Source organism: Nitrospirota bacterium (assembly GCA_035873375.1).
In the GTDB taxonomy this organism is placed as follows: Bacteria; Nitrospirota; Thermodesulfovibrionia; order Thermodesulfovibrionales; family JdFR-85; genus BMS3Bbin07.
In genome coordinates, this window is the sequence record JAYWMQ010000012.1 from 23,440 (window position 1) to 42,097 (window position 18,658).

17 protein-coding genes are annotated in these 18,658 nt (G+C 48.1%); 6 read left to right on the forward strand and 11 right to left on the reverse strand.

Translation table 11 applies throughout. The features are described from left to right. Positions 1-90: 90 nt before the first annotated feature. From fliM to VST71_03350, 11 genes are all read right to left on the reverse strand, one after another. Positions 91-1,077 carry a flagellar motor switch protein FliM gene (fliM, locus tag VST71_03300; GenBank protein ID MEC4684743.1) on the reverse strand — a complete coding sequence of 329 codons (987 nt, stop codon included), beginning with the start codon at positions 1,075-1,077 and terminating at the stop codon, positions 91-93. Beyond that, positions 1,074-1,574: a flagellar basal body-associated protein FliL gene (locus tag VST71_03305; GenBank protein MEC4684744.1), complete on the reverse strand. Its 501-nt coding sequence runs from the start codon at positions 1,572-1,574 to the stop codon at positions 1,074-1,076. Before VST71_03305 ends, fliM begins: the two co-directional genes overlap by 4 nt. Before the next feature lie 437 nt (positions 1,575-2,011). Further along, positions 2,012-2,863, reverse strand: coding sequence for a C13 family peptidase (locus VST71_03310; GenBank protein ID MEC4684745.1), 852 nt, complete (start codon positions 2,861-2,863; stop codon positions 2,012-2,014). A 36-nt stretch (positions 2,864-2,899) separates the two neighbouring features. Continuing rightward, positions 2,900-4,744 carry a glutaminyl-peptide cyclotransferase gene (locus tag VST71_03315; protein MEC4684746.1) on the reverse strand — a complete coding sequence of 615 codons (1,845 nt, stop codon included), beginning with the start codon at positions 4,742-4,744 and terminating at the stop codon, positions 2,900-2,902. A gap of 27 nt (positions 4,745-4,771) precedes the next feature. Then, the gene (locus VST71_03320) at positions 4,772-6,649 is read right to left on the reverse strand and encodes a hypothetical protein (protein MEC4684747.1); all 1,878 of its coding nucleotides are present in this window, start codon (positions 6,647-6,649) and stop codon (positions 4,772-4,774) included. Between the two features lie 400 nt (positions 6,650-7,049). Beyond that, positions 7,050-7,961 carry a glycyl-radical enzyme activating protein gene (locus tag VST71_03325; protein ID MEC4684748.1) on the reverse strand — a complete coding sequence of 304 codons (912 nt, stop codon included), beginning with the start codon at positions 7,959-7,961 and terminating at the stop codon, positions 7,050-7,052. A 1-nt stretch (position 7,962) separates the two neighbouring features. Next, complete coding sequence (locus VST71_03330) at positions 7,963-8,424, reverse strand: hypothetical protein (protein MEC4684749.1); 462 nt, start codon at positions 8,422-8,424, stop codon at positions 7,963-7,965. A 22-nt stretch (positions 8,425-8,446) separates the two neighbouring features. After that, the gene (locus VST71_03335; protein MEC4684750.1) at positions 8,447-10,927 is read right to left on the reverse strand and encodes a pyruvate formate lyase family protein; all 2,481 of its coding nucleotides are present in this window, start codon (positions 10,925-10,927) and stop codon (positions 8,447-8,449) included. Between the two features lie 80 nt (positions 10,928-11,007). Continuing rightward, positions 11,008-11,568, reverse strand: coding sequence for a hypothetical protein (locus VST71_03340; GenBank protein ID MEC4684751.1), 561 nt, complete (start codon positions 11,566-11,568; stop codon positions 11,008-11,010). Between the two features lie 56 nt (positions 11,569-11,624). Then, positions 11,625-12,200 carry a hypothetical protein gene (locus VST71_03345; GenBank protein ID MEC4684752.1) on the reverse strand — a complete coding sequence of 192 codons (576 nt, stop codon included), beginning with the start codon at positions 12,198-12,200 and terminating at the stop codon, positions 11,625-11,627. A 345-nt stretch (positions 12,201-12,545) separates the two neighbouring features. Continuing rightward, a complete protein-coding gene (locus VST71_03350; GenBank protein MEC4684753.1) occupies positions 12,546-13,364 on the reverse strand; it encodes a helix-turn-helix domain-containing protein in 819 nt (272 codons plus the stop codon). A gap of 419 nt (positions 13,365-13,783) precedes the next feature. On the opposite strand from VST71_03350, the gene VST71_03355 reads away from it, so the two are divergent. The 6 genes from VST71_03355 to VST71_03380 all read left to right on the forward strand — a co-directional run bounded on the left by VST71_03355 (position 13,784) and on the right by VST71_03380 (position 18,636). Next, positions 13,784-14,626, forward strand: coding sequence for a flagellin (locus tag VST71_03355; protein MEC4684754.1), 843 nt, complete (start codon positions 13,784-13,786; stop codon positions 14,624-14,626). A gap of 57 nt (positions 14,627-14,683) precedes the next feature. Next, the gene (locus tag VST71_03360; protein MEC4684755.1) at positions 14,684-15,037 is read left to right on the forward strand and encodes a flagellar protein FlaG; all 354 of its coding nucleotides are present in this window, start codon (positions 14,684-14,686) and stop codon (positions 15,035-15,037) included. Positions 15,038-15,039: 2 nt separating this feature from the next. Further along, a complete protein-coding gene (gene fliD, locus VST71_03365) occupies positions 15,040-16,404 on the forward strand; it encodes a flagellar filament capping protein FliD (GenBank protein MEC4684756.1) in 1,365 nt (454 codons plus the stop codon). 20 nt (positions 16,405-16,424) lie between these two features. Beyond that, positions 16,425-16,838, forward strand: a complete 414-nt coding sequence (gene fliS / locus VST71_03370) for a flagellar export chaperone FliS (protein ID MEC4684757.1) — start codon at positions 16,425-16,427, stop codon at positions 16,836-16,838. Next, positions 16,835-17,233, forward strand: coding sequence for a flagellar protein FliT (locus VST71_03375; GenBank protein ID MEC4684758.1), 399 nt, complete (start codon positions 16,835-16,837; stop codon positions 17,231-17,233). The genes fliS and VST71_03375 overlap by 4 nt, the downstream gene beginning before the upstream one ends. A 164-nt stretch (positions 17,234-17,397) precedes the next feature. Next, entirely contained in the window at positions 17,398-18,636 is a 1,239-nt protein-coding gene (locus tag VST71_03380; GenBank protein MEC4684759.1) for a tetratricopeptide repeat protein, read from the forward strand. The last annotated feature ends 22 nt before the right edge of the window (positions 18,637-18,658 follow it).

Sequence of the window (18,658 nt, forward strand, 5' to 3'; positions counted from 1 at the left end):
CTGCTCTCATCTGTCTTCAGTTCATCGAATTTTGCCTCTTCCGGCTCCTTGCTGCCGGGTTGTTGAGTCTCGGTTGTCTTTTCATCCATTTTAGTTGCTCCTTTCATAATTCATTTCAATTGCCCTTGTAATCTTGACTGCCTGGCTTCCCCTGTGATGTCCCGGCGTACAGTAAAACTTGGGTACCCCTTCAACCTTGACGACCAGTTCATCAGCCACTGACTTGCCGAGGGTTATTATATCGCCTGTCTGCAGGTTCAAAACATCCTCGAGTTTTAACTCCGCCCTGTCAAGTTCAACAGTTATATTTACGAAGGATTCATTGAGTGATTCAACTAATCTTTTAATCCAGCCTTTATCCACGTCTATAGTATTGGCGGTAATTCCGGAATAAAGTTTTTCCTTGATCGGTTCAACAAGTGAGTAGGGAATTCCGAGGTATATCTTTCCTGTCAGGTGCTCCATCTCCACGTGAAATTCCACCTTGATGAGTGTCTCGGTTTTGGGTATCAGGGTTACGAACTGAGGGTTTGTTTCAGAGCCTGCGAATTCTGTCTTAACCTCAACAAGCTCAGCCAAAGCGTTTTGAAGATCGCCAAGCGCTATTGCCAATACTTTATTAATGAGTCGCTGCTCAACAGGGGTAAAACTCCGTCCATCTGTTTTTACAGGACTTGCACTATTGCCACCGAAAAAATATTCTACGAGGGCAAAGATAAGCGGTGCTTCAAGGACCATTAAGGCGTGGCCCTTGAGTGGACGGATTTTGAACATGTTTATGCTTGAAGGCAGAGAAATTATCTTCATAAATTCTTCAAACTTTATGATGGATATGCCCTGGACTGTGACGTCTATGAATTTGCCGAGGAAGTTTGAGAGGGAGACCCTGAAAAGACCTGCAAACCTCTCGTTGACCATCTCAAGTCCCGGCATCCTGCCACGGATAATCCTTTCCTGGTTCGTCAGGTCATAAGTGCGAATCCCGCCGGGGGGATCCTGTGGTCTGGTTTCGACCTTGCCTTCCTTTACGCCCGTTAACAGTGCGTCAACTTCATCCTGGGAGAGTATATCACTCATTGCATCACGAAGTCGGTAAAATAGATGTTTTTAAAGACGTCCCTGCCAACCGCAGCATTTGCCCTCATCAGGAGCTCGTCCTTGAGCTGGAACTTACCTTCAGGCGTAGATATGGATTCTGCTGTCTTGCTGCTGAGGAGGGTAATGACAGTGTCCCGCAGATGTGGTGTTCTTTCCTTTATCAGTTCCTCATATTTTATGTCCGTCATCTCGAGTTTTATTGTGACCTTCAGAAACCTTCCCCGGTCGGCGAGGTTGACAACAAAAGGTGAAAGTGGGAAGAGCGCAGGCTGTTCTTCATTAAGCGTATCTCCTTTTATCGGCACTGCCTTTGTTTCGGTCTTCTTGCCCAGGAACATTGAATAGGCAAAAAAACCGCCGCCACCAAGCAAAACAATGGCTACAACGGCTATTACAATCAGCTTTAATTTGCCCTTTTTCTCCGGCTTTTTCCCTCCGGATTCCTCTTCCTGTCTCTCATCTTTTTCTTCTGCCATTCAGGCCTCCTTTTTTGATTGGGCATTGGTAATTAGCTTATTTGACCTTTGCCCGGTGACTATAACAACAATCATTGGCTGCTTGAGTATTCAAGGAACATGCCTGTTTTAAATCTTCTTATAAATCAAGGGTATAGGGGGCTGTTGTCAAGAAAATGACTTGGATGGTCAGAAAGTGGGTTGACGGAAAATTGACATTGGTGGACCTAATTCAGGGAAGGAAAACTATGTGCATTGTTGCATACAACCCTTGCCCTTACACTTCAGGGAATCTGTTCTGTCAGACTGAAGACGGGTTTGCTGCCTGCAACAGCCGGGTTCCACCCCGGTGCCTTTGCCAGGCACCGGGGTGGAATTGAACTCGCTCTGGTCCGTATACCTGTTAGCCCGGCTTTAGAGATGATTTCCGGAGTTCGGAACTGCCTCCCCATTCCTTTCTAAGGTGATTGTTTTTTAATATAAGTGGTTGGCGCTATCCCGTCCGGATCTTTCATCTGGGGAGTCGATGTAGTCATGGTAGCCGAATTATACTGGTCTGCCTCGGACAATGACACATAACCGTTCCCATCGTAGTCTGACCCAACGGGGGTTCCACAGGGGTCTTTTTCGTCCAGGGCATTAGGTAGGGTGTAGTGAAATTCCGCATGAGGGCGTCCGTTACACGTAGTAGAGATGGAGTAGGAGTTTTCCACACAGGTGGAAGAGGTGAGGGTGACCGTGTTGTTGCCGGATGAAGCCATGTTGTCGAGCATTCCCCCTGAATGGCAGGTCATTACGTCGACTGTACGCTTCTTGTAGTTCGGCACGCTGCCCATGTATGTTGTCAGTTCCGTGTCTGTAACCGTCTCTCCGGTATTGCTGATATACATCGTGAGGTCGCATGAATCCGGGCCATAGCCGCCTCCGTGCCCCATCCACCAGACATAGAGATAGTCCCTGCTCTTTACCTTGGTGCCGAGCGTATTGAAGACAGACTGAATATTTGCCTTGTTCACGGCCATATCCGTAATGGCATGTCCATACTGGGTTGTGGCGTTGTAGTCTGCGTGTACCGTATTGAAATCGGTTCCATCTCCGTAGAGGACGTAAATCTTGTCATCCTTAAACCCGTTATCTCTCAACATGTTGTATTGCAGGTAAAGGTCGTACCACCACTCGGAGTTGTATGACACGTTGTCCGCCGTGACCACGTTTGTGCTGATAAGGACGGCATATTTCTGGGCACAGCCGAAAGAAAGAACAATAAACAGACTGAGCATGCAAAGCGTGACCCTTCTTAAAACATACATGACAATCCTCCCTTTTCATAAGGTTATAAAAGAGGCCTATTTCTTCTTCAAGTTACCTGGATAGAGCCTGAAAACTCTCCCTGCCTGTCTATCTGTATACCAGAGGTATTGACCGTCATACGCAAGTGCCGCGGGTTTCTTCCCCTCGATATCTGCTATGAACTTCCTGGAGCGAAGCATTTCGTGTTCCCTGCCTTCAATGTTCCGCCTGTCGATCTTTGGGGGGAAGTCTTTACCGTTGTAGCAGATACTCCATAAATACTCGCCGTCCGAAGCAAGACCTCGGGGATTACAATCAGCATAAATACTCTTGATGATTTTACCGTCCTCAGGATCGACCTGGTTGAAGGAACTCGAGAACCCGGCATAAATGGCCGTCCAGAGGTATTTCCCATCCCAGGCAATACCTTCAAGGGATTTGAACCCCTTTCCCCTGGGTATCCTTATGGGTATGCTTCTGACGACCTGTCCGCTCTGAGGATCAATAGCGGTGATCTTCATCGTTTCTTCATCGGCTATCCATAACCGTTCTCCATCAAAGGTCAGGCCTTTCGGTTTTTTGATGTCAACCTTGAAGGTACTGACTACTGCTCCTGAGAGCGGATCCAGGCCACGAATCTTTTTGCTTGCCTTGTCAACAACCCAAAGCCTCTTTCCATCCCAAGCCAGGCCTTCTGCTTTTACAGACGGGAGGGGGATAGAAAACTCCATTCTCGGCATACGGGTATATACGTGTTTTTTCTGGCTCACTCCTATCACCTTCCCGGCCGCCGTGACCTTCCAGAGAGGGAAGTAACGGCTGGTTACCACATCGCCCCGAGGGAAGACGAGTTCGGCCTCGGGTTTGAGCCTGCCTGCATTGCCTTCTATTTGCACGAGAGCGATCTTGATGGCTTCCTCCTTCGGCAGGTATCTTACAGGCTTGAAAACCCCGACTTCCTGAAACCCCCCTGTATAAGCGTTTACGATCACGGCTGCTGAAGCGTTTATACTGTCTGTCGAATAGGGGATGATGTAATAACCACCGTGTGCCTTATTGACAAGTAACGGTTTCAGCGGCCTTGCCTTCTTCAAAATCCTGTATTCTTTTAATTTGTATATCTTTTCCCCCTTGATCCACCTGACTGCGGAAGCAAGGGCCTTGTCAGGAGGGATGATCCTGCCGACGAGTATCTCGGGAGGGGCAAGTGCGACCCCGCTGACAGTGGGGGGCTCTATGACGGCCACATACTTGCCCTGAAAACTGCTTCCCGTCTTGGAGACGGGAAGGAACTCGCTGTACCATGTGCTCCCGGAGACGAATCTCTCGATTGACGGATCCCCGAGATCAACTGCGGGGTCATTGAACCAGACATATTGCAGGTTGACGGAAGTGGTTCCCGGGGAGGTGGGATCAACGTCGGTTATAACCCCCCTGACGGCGATCCAGTGTTCCGTGTGTGAAGTATAGCTGTTGTGGGACAACGTGTCCTTCAATACTGCTACGGGATAACTGTTTCTTGTCATCCAGTAAGCAACCCAGAACATCAGTTTTTGGGGTGTGTTCCTGTTGTAAACATACCAGCTTCCCGTTGGTGTACAGAGGGAATTCATTGCCCCTTTCAACCCTTCCGGGTCTGTATCCCACATTGTTTCAACCTTGTTTCCCTGGATTGCGCCCCATACGTCTTCCTGCAGTACCGTGCAACTCCCCGAGGGGTATCCCTCCATGAGCATCTGCCCTGTGGCAGGGCCGCACCAGTTCAGGGCCTCTTCCGGATGGTCAGGCACGGTCAGCATCACACTATGTAAGGGGTCTGCCCATGCCAGGGTATTAATCATCAAGGCGGTTACTGCAACTATCGTGCTGATACTTTTAATGATCGATTTTCTATTCAGCATATTGTCTCCTCCTTTGTCTTTTCACCCCTATGGACAGGTAAAACCGCATTCTGCCAAGCCGCAGGTTGTTGTTGTGTTGCTGATGGTTACGGACTTGTAATAATTCCGCCGGAGAATATAGTCGTACCCGTTGATTGTTCTTTTTCCTGCCCTGAGCTCAAAGGTGTGGGCACAGTTACACTTTGCACTCCACATTACAGGTTTTCCGATGGAGTCTTTGGGGATATAGTTCAGGACTCCGCTCCATGCATGAGGGGGAAGCGGAGCAATGTGGTTACTGTAAAAATCACGGTATCCGTCTATAAACTCATGTTTATTATCTCCCCAGAGGGCCCTGAGCCAATAGAAAAGGAGATGGTTGTTTGGGTCATAGGCCGTTATCTTGAAGTAATACTCGTTATTGCCCTCGGTGACGATGTCGCAGGGTTTTATCAACTTGTCCGGCGAGCCTTTCTGCCAGATCCCGACGATCTTGACATCAGGAGGTGTGTTGTCGACAATCAGGGTCAGCTCGTTGGGCACCGGCAGCGAAGCCAGCGAGGATGTTATGTCCACACCTCCGGCATTATATATTTTCACACGGAAGGAGTAGGTACCGTTTTCACCGCTCGGCCACCTCATCATCCAGTAAGGATACCCCCATAATTCAGAATGATACAGGCCGTCACCCTCTACCGGTATCTCGTATTTGTAGCCGTCAACGGCTGGAGCGACATTAAAGGGTTTGTACTTCATTACTGTGCTGTCCCACCTGCTCACTGTCCAGCTATGACCCAGATAAGAGGTAGTTCCGTCCCTGGTCATTTCAACGGCATAGTATTTGGCCCCGAGCGCAAGAAACCGGGTGAAGTTGCCGAAGATATTCAGCGTGCCTCCAAAGGGGGAATGTCTCACCTTATAGAAATATCCCGGGAGGGTGGATACGGTATCGGCATAGCCGTTGATGATGCTCGATACAGGCACGTGTCCGACGGCCATGAATATGGGCCCGGTAAGCTCAATCAGATCGATCTTTATTATCTCGTTTTCCGCTGTGGCAAAGAGGGGAGTGCCTGTTCCCTTGACAGCCAGGCCAGTGGGCCGCCAGGGCATTGCGAGTCCGGCTGTTATATTGAAAAGGACAGGGGTTCCCGGCAGGTCGAGTCTCGATATCCTGTTTGCCGGCTCCCTTTCAGCGACGTAGAGGGAGTTTTGACCTGAATCCGTCCAGGCCAGGAAGAATGGAGCGACCAGGCTGGTACCGGCCACCCCGTTGGTCACTACATCTTCCACCTTGAGGCCCAGAGTGAGATCAATCTTGGATATACGTGCAGGTGCGCGTTGTTCGGTAACATAGGCGTATGCCCGGTCTCCTGTTATGGCAAGTCCCACCGGGTTTTCCAGGTTCTTGTAAACCGGTGTCTTGGCTCCCGTCATAAGATCAATACGCCTCAATCTTCCGTCGTCATAGCCGACCACGTAGGCATGATTGTTCGGAATGTCGAGAACGAGCTGCTGCGGTGCTCCCAGGTTATAGGTAACAAGGTTTTTTGTCCCTGTGGCGATATCAACTCTCCATAATCCTCCTGTGCCTGGATTGTCCCTCGTCGTGACATAAGCGTAGCCGTGGTCAATGTCAAGCTCGACGTCTTCTGCATGAGAAAACCCGGTGGCTACAATTTCAACGACGCATGAGAGGGCAATGTTGTTTTCACATTCGGGGGTAAGGAGTATGCGTTTCAGGTCCGGAGTATTATTCTCGACAAAATAGAGATGGTTGTTCGTTTCATCAATGGCAGCCCCCACTGCCGCACTCAGCCCTGTAACAATCGGCGTCTTGGTTGCGGCCAGAGTGAAATCTGCTCCTGTAAACAATATGCCCACACACGTTAAAGACAAAAATAGATACCTCAGACTCCTAACCATGATCACCTCCGCTAAAATAAGGAATGTTTGCTTCTGATATTTTTCTGTTGGGTTGAGAAGCCTTTACGGCATGAGGTAGTGGATCTCTTATAAAAACTGTGGATCCCTCTATTGTTCCGTCGGCAGTCTTCCCCCCTTCCCTGTTTAGAGGATAGCAGCTTCAGTATCCGATGTCTTGACCTTTTTTCTCTTTCTTTTGATTTATTTTCTTTTTGCGCGGGCCTGGGTGCAACTTCTTCCTCTCTCGTCGCGAAACAGGGAAGGGGGGCGGAAATGGCTATCAGGGAAGGTGTTCCCGTTTTCTGACGAGTCACCCAATGCGTGGGAGGGGTGCCGGATGCATGGATGTGACGGCCCCCGGGGGATGAAGTTAAAGCCTGCTGTCCGGTTTCAGGGTTACCTAAGACCCAGGTTCCCCGCCGTTACCGGCCAGTCTGCCCTGGAAGAAGGCCTTTAATTCCTCTTCTTCCTCGATGCCGGTCATACGGCTTGGCAGGGCAGGGTGGGGAGTCTTCCCAATGACCCTTGTCTTCGTAATGCCACCGGGGTTGTATGGCAGTAAAGTGGCAGTGAGGCAGCCGGTCTTTTTTAGGAACCCGGCTATATCGGCAAGGTTCTCCCTGGTTGCCGTTGTCCCGGGGATGAGCGGAATCCGGGGAACAACAGGGACGGGAGCGTTCCTTGCGAGGTATTTGAAGTTTTCGAGTATCAGGCCGTTGTCCCTGCCGGTAAATTTCCTGTGCCTGTCTTCATCAAGAAGTTTCAGGTCAAAGAATATCAGGTCGATACAGGGGAGGAGCTTCTCATTGAACTCCTCAAGATTGAACATCCCCGATGTCTGAATTGCTACATGTACTCCTTCCTCCTTCAGCCTCTGCATCACCGCTCCGACGTAATCCATGGATAGTGTTGGTTCGCCGCCGGAGAATGTAACACCGCCGCCGGAGGTCTCATAGAAGATGCGTTCCTTCAGGAGCGTCTCTACAAGGAGATCGACATGATAACAGGAGCCGATTGCACTGAGTGCCGTTGAAGGGCACTCAGTGCAGCATGTCCCGCAGGCCGTGCATTTGTCCCTGATTACCCGTTCATCCTCCGGTCTCATCGAGATCGCCCCTTCGGGGCAGACCTCTCTGCAGCTGCCGCAACCTATGCAGCGGTCTTTGTAGAAAGCGATCTCGGCTGCAGGCGAGATCGACTCGGGGTTGTGGCACCATGCACACGATAATGGACACCCTTTCATGAAGACGGTGCTCCTGATGCCGGGACCGTCGTCGAGAGCAAAGTGGCGTATATCGGATATCAAGGGCATATTATACTTCCCCTGTGGCTATCAGCTGGAGCCGTTTGGCCATGTAAGCGAATTTGTATACGTAGTTGAGATTACCGTTGAAGGTCACATCCTGTCTCAGGAGCGAGCCGAGTATGTCGGGTTTCGGTGAGAGGAGATAGCCCATAAGGGCCCTTCCGTTTCTGAAGACCACGGTGACATCCGTATCCTTCAGTTCCTTCTCGCAGACCTTCATCCTGTTGTCCTTGAATGCTACGGCCACTGTTATACTATTGTCACGGCTCCTGAAGAGGTAGCGGCCGTTAAAATCCTTTATGTTCCGCCTGAAATCCCTGTCCAGGAAAAAGGCAAGGCTCATGAATTTCAGGAGCATCTCAAGAAATTCTTCGGCTGCTTCAGATTCGAGACACTGTAGAAACCTCTTTCCGAGCCTTTTTGCCCTGAGAGGCCGAAGCAGCAACCAGTTCAGTATCTTCTCAAACATTTTTGCCTCCTTGTCGGTCTCTTCATTCGAATGCAAGCATCGAGCGGTATTCTTCTGGAAACGGGACGGCCTTTCCGGTGCCCAGGTCGTAGGCAGTCCTTGTGATGATCTCGTCCTTCATGGCCTCGTTAAGGTCTTTAAAGTATGCCGAGTATCCCGAGACCCTCACCAGGAGCTCAGGATATTTTTCAGGATTATTCTTGGCGTCAATAAGGTCTTCGTAAGACATTATATTGAACTGTACATGGAGGCCTCCGTAACGGAAGTAGGACTCGACGGCCTGTGCAAAGGTTTTTATGTCACCGTTGTTTTTTACTCTCGGGTATTTCAGGTTCAGGGCCTCGCCGCTCGGGATGCAGAGACCGTCGAGTCCGCCCACGGCCTTGAGACAGGCCGAGAGGTCACCTGCCGCCTGTGAGACTGGAGTAATGCCGCTCGCAAAGACCTTGTAAGCCTTTCGACCGTTAGGAAGGGCTCCCGACAGTTTCCCCTGTCCTGCATGGTTGGTCATCGTCCAGTAGCCCGGCCTGTATTTGCCGCCCCTGTAGTTTGTATGCCCCTGGTAGAAGTTGTACAGGAAGCGGATCAGGTTCTGCGAGTTTTTGACGGCGATGGGATCGTTGGTGCCGTATTTTGGTGTTTTGTATACAAGGTAAGCGTGAAGCTTTTCGTTTCCTTCGAAGTTGTCCCTGAGCGCCTGCAGCAGTTCGGCAAAGGTGCATTTTCTGTCGATGAAGACCGCCTTCTCTATGGCGCTGAGGGAGTCCACGGTGTCCGCAAACCCGATGTGTGTGGCGCCTGAGGAGTTGTAGGTTGCACCCCCATGGATAAGGTCCTTGCCTTTTTTTATGGGACCTTCAAAGAACGCCGACAGCAGCGGGGTGGGGAGTATCTCCTGGTGGACACGGCCGAAATACTCGTTCAGCTTTATCGCCTCTCCTATGAGCCATTTCAATTGAGACTCAAAGGCCTCCCGGAACTCGTCAAAACTTGCAAACCCGGCCGGGTCCCCGGTCTTCGGGCCTATCTGTTCATCGCCCGTTGCAGGCCTCTTGCCGTTGTACAGGGTGAGCTCCAGGGTGGAGACGAGGTTGAATATGATCGAGCTTGATGCGTCATAGCTCCTTCCTGCTGAGGCGAGCTCCACGCAGCCGATTATAGCGTAATCCCTTGCGTGCTCTGTTGATGTGCCCTGGTTTTCGAGGACTTTTATATCCACGATATCATTATGGAAGGCAGGAACGGACCTTGTGTTGACGATCACCTCGGCTACCCTGTCACGATACTCTTCCGTGTTCTTTTCGTAATGGTACCTCGCGTTCAGGCTCGGGTCCCTCAGTTTCAGGAGTTCCGTGACCCGCAGCATGACATAAGTGAGGTCGTTGACGGCATCCTCCCCGTTTTCGTCAACACCCCCGACAGTGACTGCCGGGACTGTTCCCGCACCACCGAAGAGTTCTTCCGAGGTCTCGGGTACGAGGTTGGTGTTGTCATTGAGCTTGAGCCAGAGGCAGCCGATGAGTTCCATGGCCTCCTTGACGGTGAGTATGCCGTTGTCTATATCGTTACGATAATACTTGTAGAGCACCTGATCAAGCCTTCCCGGGCTTATCGCCATGTTTATGTTTTCAGCATGTACGGCCACTTGGCAGATCCACAGGGAGTTGACAGCCTCCCGGAAGGTACTCGCCGGTTTTGCAGGTACCCTGGCGCATATCCCGCTCATCTTCAGAAGGTTCTCCCTCCGTGACGGGTCTTTTTCAACCCTCGCGAGTTCAGCCGCCTTTTTGCTCAGGTTCCCGGCGTAATCGAGGACTCCCTTCATGACCGTCTGTACTGCCTGGTAGAACGCAAGACTCTGCCTGTCGCCGGGTGTATTTACTCCCTTGTCCCTGACTTCCACCTCCCCTGTCCCGGCCTCCTCGATGATTCCCTCGATTCCCTTGCCGAGGACCTTTTTGTAGTCGGGGACTGTATGAGAGAGGGTGCCTGCCTTGCTTGCAAGGAAGAAGACTATACGCTCGAAGAGTCTCATGCAGTCGGGGTTGTTGAATTTCTTTCTCGTGTATTCAAGGATATTGCGTTCCATCCAGTAGGGGAATATATCGAAGTTCAGCTCCCCGGCATCTTCCCTGGAGAGGATCAGGGGGTTTTTCCCCCTTGTGCTTATGGTGTCGAGCTCCGGCCAGATGGTCATCCCCGTAAGCTCCTGGTAGACAGGTGCACCGAAGGGCTTTGATGTTGTGCTCCCTGCAAGCAGGTTATCATCGAAGAAGACCGGTTTCCTGTTTGACAGGAAATAGGCTACTGCCTTTGCATACCTCGTCTCCATGGGTTCATCCGGGGAAGACATGTCTCTGAGGTAGCGGGTGGTGTACCTTGCCCTTTCAATGCAGACCTCCGGCCTGGTTTTAAGGAGATTCTCTCTCAAGGTTCTGAGGAGATCCAGGTTCTCTAAGGTATACTCACGTAACCTGATGTCTTTTAAAGTCGTAACGCTCATAATGTCCTCCCGGTCTCTCTCCGCCGGCGTGACGTGGTGAAGCCTTTTGCCGGACGCGGTAATTGTTTTCAGTCGGTACTTCAGTCGGTACTTATGTTGCGAACATATAAATAGCATCCTGCCAGAGATCCCCAGAAAAATACGGTAAGGACGAGCCAGTATATGAAGAACGGGTTGTCCAGGAAAGAGACAAAGTCGGCATTCCTGTAATTCTCATAAGTGGTGGCAATGTTAAAAGTAATATCGCGGGTTAGGTAGACTATCAAGAGAATAAGTATTAAAAAAGATATATATGACGCCCTCAGCAACGATGTCCTGCCCCTCTCTATCAGGAGACGTCCTGACTCAAAACCGGCAATGGTCGGTATGAAGGACATTGCGATTAACATGAATGCCGAAAGTGCCAGGTAAGGTGTTCCCTGGACATTATCTACCCATTTCCAGAAGTAATTTGTTTCCCACGCAGGCCAGCCGAGGAAAAAGTATATTATCACCGGCGTGGTTATCAGGTAGGCGAATGTTATCGCTATGGCCCTGATCCTGGAGACCGTTACCGTATCTCCTCTCGTAACGGCATCTCTCGATGCATCGGCAATGACCTGGCCTGCAACGATTCCTACGGGTATATCGATTAACAGCATCCCTATCCCTCCTTGATGTTGCTCTATGGTTAGCAGATTAACAGCCTGTTTAGGAGTTATTCCGCTATCTTGCCGGAAAACCTCTTTATCCAGATACCGAATATCACGGACGTGACGACGAAATACCCCATTACGGCAAGCCATGACCAGAAGAACGAAGGGGTGTTGAAGAGGGTGGTTGTTTCATTCGGGACTGCATGGAACTCATTATACGTTCCGATATGGTACCACGTTAAGGGCCAAAGTATGAAGGGTAGCAGGGTTGCAATAACGCTCAGCACGGATAACAGCTTGACGGTTCCCTCTTTGCCTCGCCGGTAGAGGGCGTGTCCTGTGAAATAACTTCCGGTGCCGAGCAGGATCATGGAGATATTGAATGCTATGTAAAAGAACGCCACCGGTGGATTGAAGGCAGGTTTCTCGATCCATTTCCACCAGTACATGGATTCCCAGGCCGGCCATCCGATGAGCAGGAACATTCCAACAGGAGCAAAAAAGAGTGCAAAATACAGGCTGATCGGGCCAGTCAGCCTGTTGGTAAAGATATTTTCCTCTTTCTTCAGATACTTCTTGCTCAAAAGTGCGAAGATCTGTCCTGCCGCAATTGCCCCGGGTATATCTACCTGTATCATCTTTTCCTCCAGAGTAGTGAAGTTGTTTGGTCTTTTTTATGTCAAATCCGACTGCCCAAGGGGATGTCATTTTTGAAAAATGAATAATTTCAAGAGGTTTAAATCGATCTTATTTAATAGTATCAGTCTCCGGCGTCTAAGTTCTTGACCTCTTTTGCTTTTCTTTTGACCTATTTTGCTTTTGGCGAAGGCTGGTTATAATCAGGTAGGCTATCTTTTTTTGTGGGCTGACCTGTGATCGCTTCAGCATTACGATTAATCTGCTTCTATTCCTTGCATTGGGATGTTCTCCAGCCCGTTCAATTCCTCTATTCCGCTCCCTTTCCAATAGCGGGGCCGGTGCGGTCAATTAAGGCTGTAGCCCTTCGGTTTTTCTTTGCATAAGTGCTTGAAGTGAGAGAAGGGGCTCTTCTTTTTCCGTAGCGACTTCTTGTAAACCCTCGGAGAGGTCTTCATTATCCTCTTGAACGTCCTTGTGAAGTGGAACTGATTTGTGAAGCCGCATGCAAAGGCGATGTCACTCATGGAGAGGCCGTCTTCCCTGAGCATCTTTATAGCCTTGGAGATACGCAGTCTGTTTACATACATGATGAATGTGATGCCGGTTTCCTTCTTGAAAGTCCTCTCGAAGCATGATATGCTCTTCCCCGCCTCTTTGGCGATCTCGGAAAGTTTTATGCGGCTGGTGTAGTTTTTATTGATATATCTGATTGCCCTGTGGATGCTGCTCCAGGGACTTTGAGGTAACTCCTCGGTGACGTGGTTAATGCCTAATGCAGCTCTGATGCTCTTTTTCAACTCGCACATGACAAGGGGTTTTTTGAAATAATCTTTTACCCCAAGCCGGAAAACAGTGACTGCGAGCTCTTCAGAACCGCAGCGGGTTACTATGATTACCGGCACAGCGGGTTTGACATATCTGAAGAATTGAAGCAGTTCCGTGCATGAGCTATCGCCAAAATGATCAAGAAGCACAAGGTCTATGTCATTCCGGAGGAAAGACTCACAAATTTTATCCTGATAGGTTTCAACGATTACACTGCACTCTCTCAGTGAAGAAACAAGACCCTTGTGGTATTGCCCTGCATCTGAATCTATCAGTAGTATGCGGTGTTTTCCCTCTAAGCCGTTTGATTTAATGGTGTTTCTCCCTCTAAATGACAAAGCCGGCTGTCTGTTTCAGAGAAAAAGACTCTATATTTATAGTAAGCATAGCATGGAAATAAGCAGGAATTCAATCTGTCCGTGACTGCCTGCCCGGTTTCCGATATCTGAGGACAGCAATATGATTTTGTGGTCGGTTTTTAATCCCGGGGTTTAATATAGGGCTCTTATGGAAAGGTTTTTTCCGGAAAGCTAAAGTTTTTCAGAGAGTGGCCGATATGAAAACTGGAAGTAGATGGCGAAGGTCCGGAAAGGAGGTGATTAGGATTTATAATTGACGATTGATGATTGATGATTTTTTTTCAACTAAAAAATCGACAATCCGAAATCGAAGATTGCAAATGGGACCTGAAGCTGCAGTTTTTAAATGATAGCCGGATGCTATCAAAAGCACAAACAACTTTACACGGAGGTAAAAAATGGCATTAGTAATCAACACAAATATAGCATCCCTGGTTGCACAGAGAAACCTTGCAGTAAACAATTCAGCACTTAGCAAGTCCGTACAGAGGCTGTCATCAGGTTTGAGGATTAACTCGGCAGCAGATGATGCGGCAGGTCTCTCCATTTCCGAGAAATTGACGGCGCAGATAAGGAGTATAGCCGTTGCTGTCAGAAACTCTCAGGATGGTGTTAGCCTTTCTCAGGTTGCTGAAGGCGGACTGACGGAGATCGGTAGTATCCTTACAAGGATGAGAGAGTTGGCTGAGCAGTCTTCCAATGGTACACTCGGTACCAGTGAGAGGTCTGCACTGGACAACGAATACTCACAGTTGATAAGTGAAATCGACAGGATATCCAATGTCACGGAGTTTAACGGGATCAAGCTTCTTGATGGCTCCCAGAGTTCAACCGGCGTAACCCTGCAGGTTGGTTTTCAGAACACTGCTAACGACAGAATTAACTTCTTCTCGGGTGTTGCAGCTACAGATACCGCTAATCTCGGGATTACGGGTGCCTTTGCCACCATCTCATCAGCCGGCAATGCACAATCAGCCCTGACACAGATTGACGCTGCTATAAGCACTGTAGCGCTAAGGAGGGGCACACTCGGAGCAATTCAGAACAGGCTGGACTCAACTGTATCCAACCTTAGGGTAGCTTCAGAGAATCTTACAGCAGCTAATTCACGCATAAGAGACGCTGATTTTGCCTATGAGACTGCACAGTTTACGAAAAATCAGATACTCGTCCAGGCTGCAACATCAATCCTGGCACAGGCCAATGTCTTGCCACAGAATGCCTTACAGCTTTTGAGGTAAATTTTCCTGTTGTGGACGGTTTCACCCTGAAACCGTCCACATACACCAAGGTAGAGGATGATGATTATCAGTAACAACAATAAAATTATATTTCCGGCAAGTCAATCCAGGGATGGTAGTGATAAACCTGCCGGGATGAATCTTGATGTACAAAAAAATAAGGAAACCAACCCTGTCAAAAAGGGTGACGCTGATAAACTGAAAGAGAAAGAAAGGGCTGAGGCTTTAATAAATAGATTTATGGACAGGACAATCCGCCTGGAGGTAGACAATGAATTGCATCGGGTGATAATCAAGCTTATTGATAAGAAAAGTGGGGAGATTATACGACAGATACCCCCTGAAGAGCTCATTGAGCTTGCTAAAAAGATGAGAAGTGCTGAGGGTGTATTTCTTGATAAGGAGGTGTAGTAATGTCTGTTATAGCTTCAGTAGGCCTGTCTTCAGGAATAAATTATGATCAACTGATTAACAATTTATTAAATATACAAAGACTACCCCTGTACAGATTTCAGAACAAACAGGCCGGATACAACGATAAGATAAGTGTTTATAATGAACTCTCTGCAAAACTTTCAACATTCATGAGTGCGGCCGATACCCTGAAGTCTGAAAGCAGTTTTTATGTCAAGACATCATCTGTCAGTGATTCAAGCGTGTTTGAGGCTACAGTTAGTAACTCTGCGGCTACGGGGAACTATTCCGTAATCATAACTGCACTGGCATCCGGTGAGAAAGAAGTCCACAGTGGTGTGGCATCATCCACAACGGTTGTAAACGACAGCGGTGCAGACCAGTCTTTTCAATATACCTATGCAGGGACGCAGAGTACCCTCACTGTTACGGACGGCACTACACTGGAAGGACTTCGTGACCTCATTAACAATGACACCGGCAACCCCGGCATCACTGCTACGCTCCTTTATGACGGTTCATCCTACCGGCTCGTGTTGACCGGGGATGATACAGGGAGCACAAACACTGTTACAATTGATGCCGGAACAACTATAGACGGTGTTAATACAACAGTAGACCTTACGAGTACAACCTTCACAGAGACCAAGACGGCCAGTGATGCAAGCTTTAGCGTTGACGGTATTTCCATGACCAGAAGCTCAAATACTGTTACCGATGCAATGACCGGTGTTACTCTCACACTCAAGAATGCTGGATCTGCCACACTCTCGGTAACGAATGATACAGATACCATAAGCCAGAATGTTCAATCCTTTGTGGATGCCTATAATGATATTGTCTCTTATGTCTCTGCAAACTCCGCATATAATGCAAATAGCCACGTGGGTAATCCACTCTTTGGAGAGTCAACATCGAGGCTCATTTTAAACAGATTGAGCAGTATTATTACAAACAGGGCGTCAGGGCTTCCGGAAGACCTCAGAGCCCTTTCACAGCTTGGCGTATCCACGAACAGAGACGGTACCCTTTCGCTGGATACCGGTACGCTGGGCAGTAAATTATCAACAGACCTTGGAGGTGTTGAAAACCTATTTACTGATAGCACAAGCGGGATAGCCATCCAGCTCTATAATTACATTGATGATGCAACCGATTCTATTGATGGGGCCATTACAATCAGGATAGATGGTCTTGAGTCGCTTGTGGGAGATATTTCGGATGATATCCTTGATCTTGAGGCTAAATTGAGCAGGACAGAGGAGAGTCTGAGAAGACAATTTTCCGCACTGGAGTCACTCCTCTCCGGATTGACATCCCAGAGCACTTTTTTAACCAATCTGACAAACGTGTGGAACCAATAAAGAAAAAAAAGGAGGTAGAAATGCAACAGGCTTTAGAGTACAGAAGGACAGAGGTTAATACGTCGGATAATGTCAGGATTATATCTCTCCTGTATGATGGTGGCATCAATTTTATCAGGATGGCAAGAAAGAGGCTGGAGGAAGGAGACATTGCGGGGAAGGGACTTTTTATCGGCAAAGCCACTGGAGTTGTGGCAGAGCTGTCAAGTTCATTAAATATGGAGGCGGGTGGTGAGATAGCCGGAAACCTCAGGAGGCTGTACGATTATATTCTCGACAGGCTCCTCTATGCAAATCTGAAGAACGATCCCATAGCATTTGAGGAGGCGGAAAAAGTTCTCGATATTCTCAGAAGTGCATGGAAGGAGATGGAAAACGGAAAAGCAAGTGCTACAGGTACGGTAAATAATGCCGGGATGGAGCTCAGGATATGAGTGAACTAATCCTTCAACTTTGCAAAGAGATTCTCGATCTGGCTGAAACACAAAAAGAGGCTATTCTTGCGGAACAGTTTGATGAATTGATTGAGTTGCAGGAGAAACGCCGGAGAATTATAGAGAAAATTCAAATAATTGACAGTTCTGGATCATCAGGTGGTCATTTTGACGTATCAGGGGGAAAAGATGACCGGGTAAAGGAAGAATTTTCCCGCAGGATGAACGTAACCATCAAGAAAATTCTTTCAATTGATAGAGAAATAGAGACCATTATTCACCAGGATCTTGATTCCCTTGTTGGTAAAATGGAAACCGTTCAGAAGTTAAGGAAGGCCTTTTGCCAGGGTGCTGCCTTTCATCAGGCAGGCAGGCAGCTAAATGTAAATGCCTGATATCCGTTTTTATATAGCCAGCCTCTGATTAAACAAATAACAACTGAACATAATAGTAATCACTAATATGCCCGCTGCCTTCAAATCAATACCGTAAGATTTCTGGCAGGATATTTGCTTCACAGTAGTAAACAAATATTGTCTGAAGGTAACGGAGGTAGAGTGTGGAGCCCCTTTCAGGGAAGATAGAAAAATCAAAGGAAGTAATCTTAGATGTCTCAGAATTTAATCCGGAGAGGGTCGGGGGGGGCTTTTACCGGGGTAAGGATCCCACGCCATTTCCTTTTGCTTTTCCCGAATCATCCCTCGCCCACCAATACTGTATCGGCAAAGGTTTGGAAATAGGCGGGTCTGCTCATAATCCCTTCGGACTGGACACCTTAAATGTTGATATGACTGATTCCATGGATACAGTGTTCAAAAAGGAGGAGATAAATCTTTGTGGCAAGGCGTTGAAGGTCGATATTGTTGCCAGTGGTGACGACATATCTCTTTTAGATGAGAGCCAGGACTTTATCATCAGTTCTCATGTGCTGGAGCATTTCCCTAATCCGATAAAAGCCCTGATCGAGTGGGACAGGCTCATAAAGACTGGCGGGATAATCTTTATGATTGTACCTCATAAGGAAAGGACCTTTGACAAATGTAAAAACCGTACTCCTTTGCAGCATTTGATAGAAGATTATTATAATGATAACGCAAAGCCTCATGGTGATCCGAACGGGCACGACCATTGCTGGGTGACGGAAGATATTGTGGCATTGATCGACTGGATGATTGACAACCTCAATATGAAATGGGAGTTAGTGGAGATTTCCGATGTGGATGATAAGGTGGGGAACGGTTTTACTATTGTAATCAGGAAGAAGGGAAAAAGAGATTACTTTGTTGACCTCAATGAAGGCTTGGGAAGTTTCGATCTTTTGAACAATCCTGAAACCCTCCTTTCATTGAAAGATGCTTGCATATCAAATCTTGAGAGCAAGCTAAGAAAAAAAGATGCCCTTATATCTAATATTGAAATGGTTATAAGAGATTACAGGCAGGAATTACAACAATTAATACCTATAGAGCAAAAAACAAATATTGTCCCGCCAGCAATAGAGAGCCTCTTGGAAATGCTTGAAAAAGAGGATATTTCAGCTGAGTTGTCAGTAAAGGCCGGGGAAGTATATTTCAGTCTTGGTCTTTACGACAGTGCAATAAGCTTTTTCAATAGAGCCATGTCTATAGACTCCGAAAACCCCGAGGCACTGAACAACCTTGGAGTATTGAACTTTCAAATACAGGACTACAATGCAGCCAAGGATTTTTTTGTAAAAGCACTTGCACTCGATCCCGATAATAAAGAGGCAAAGATAAATCTTGCTCTGTTATCCAAAACAGTTAATTGCGCTACTTGATTGTGAACGTTACCTATGATGA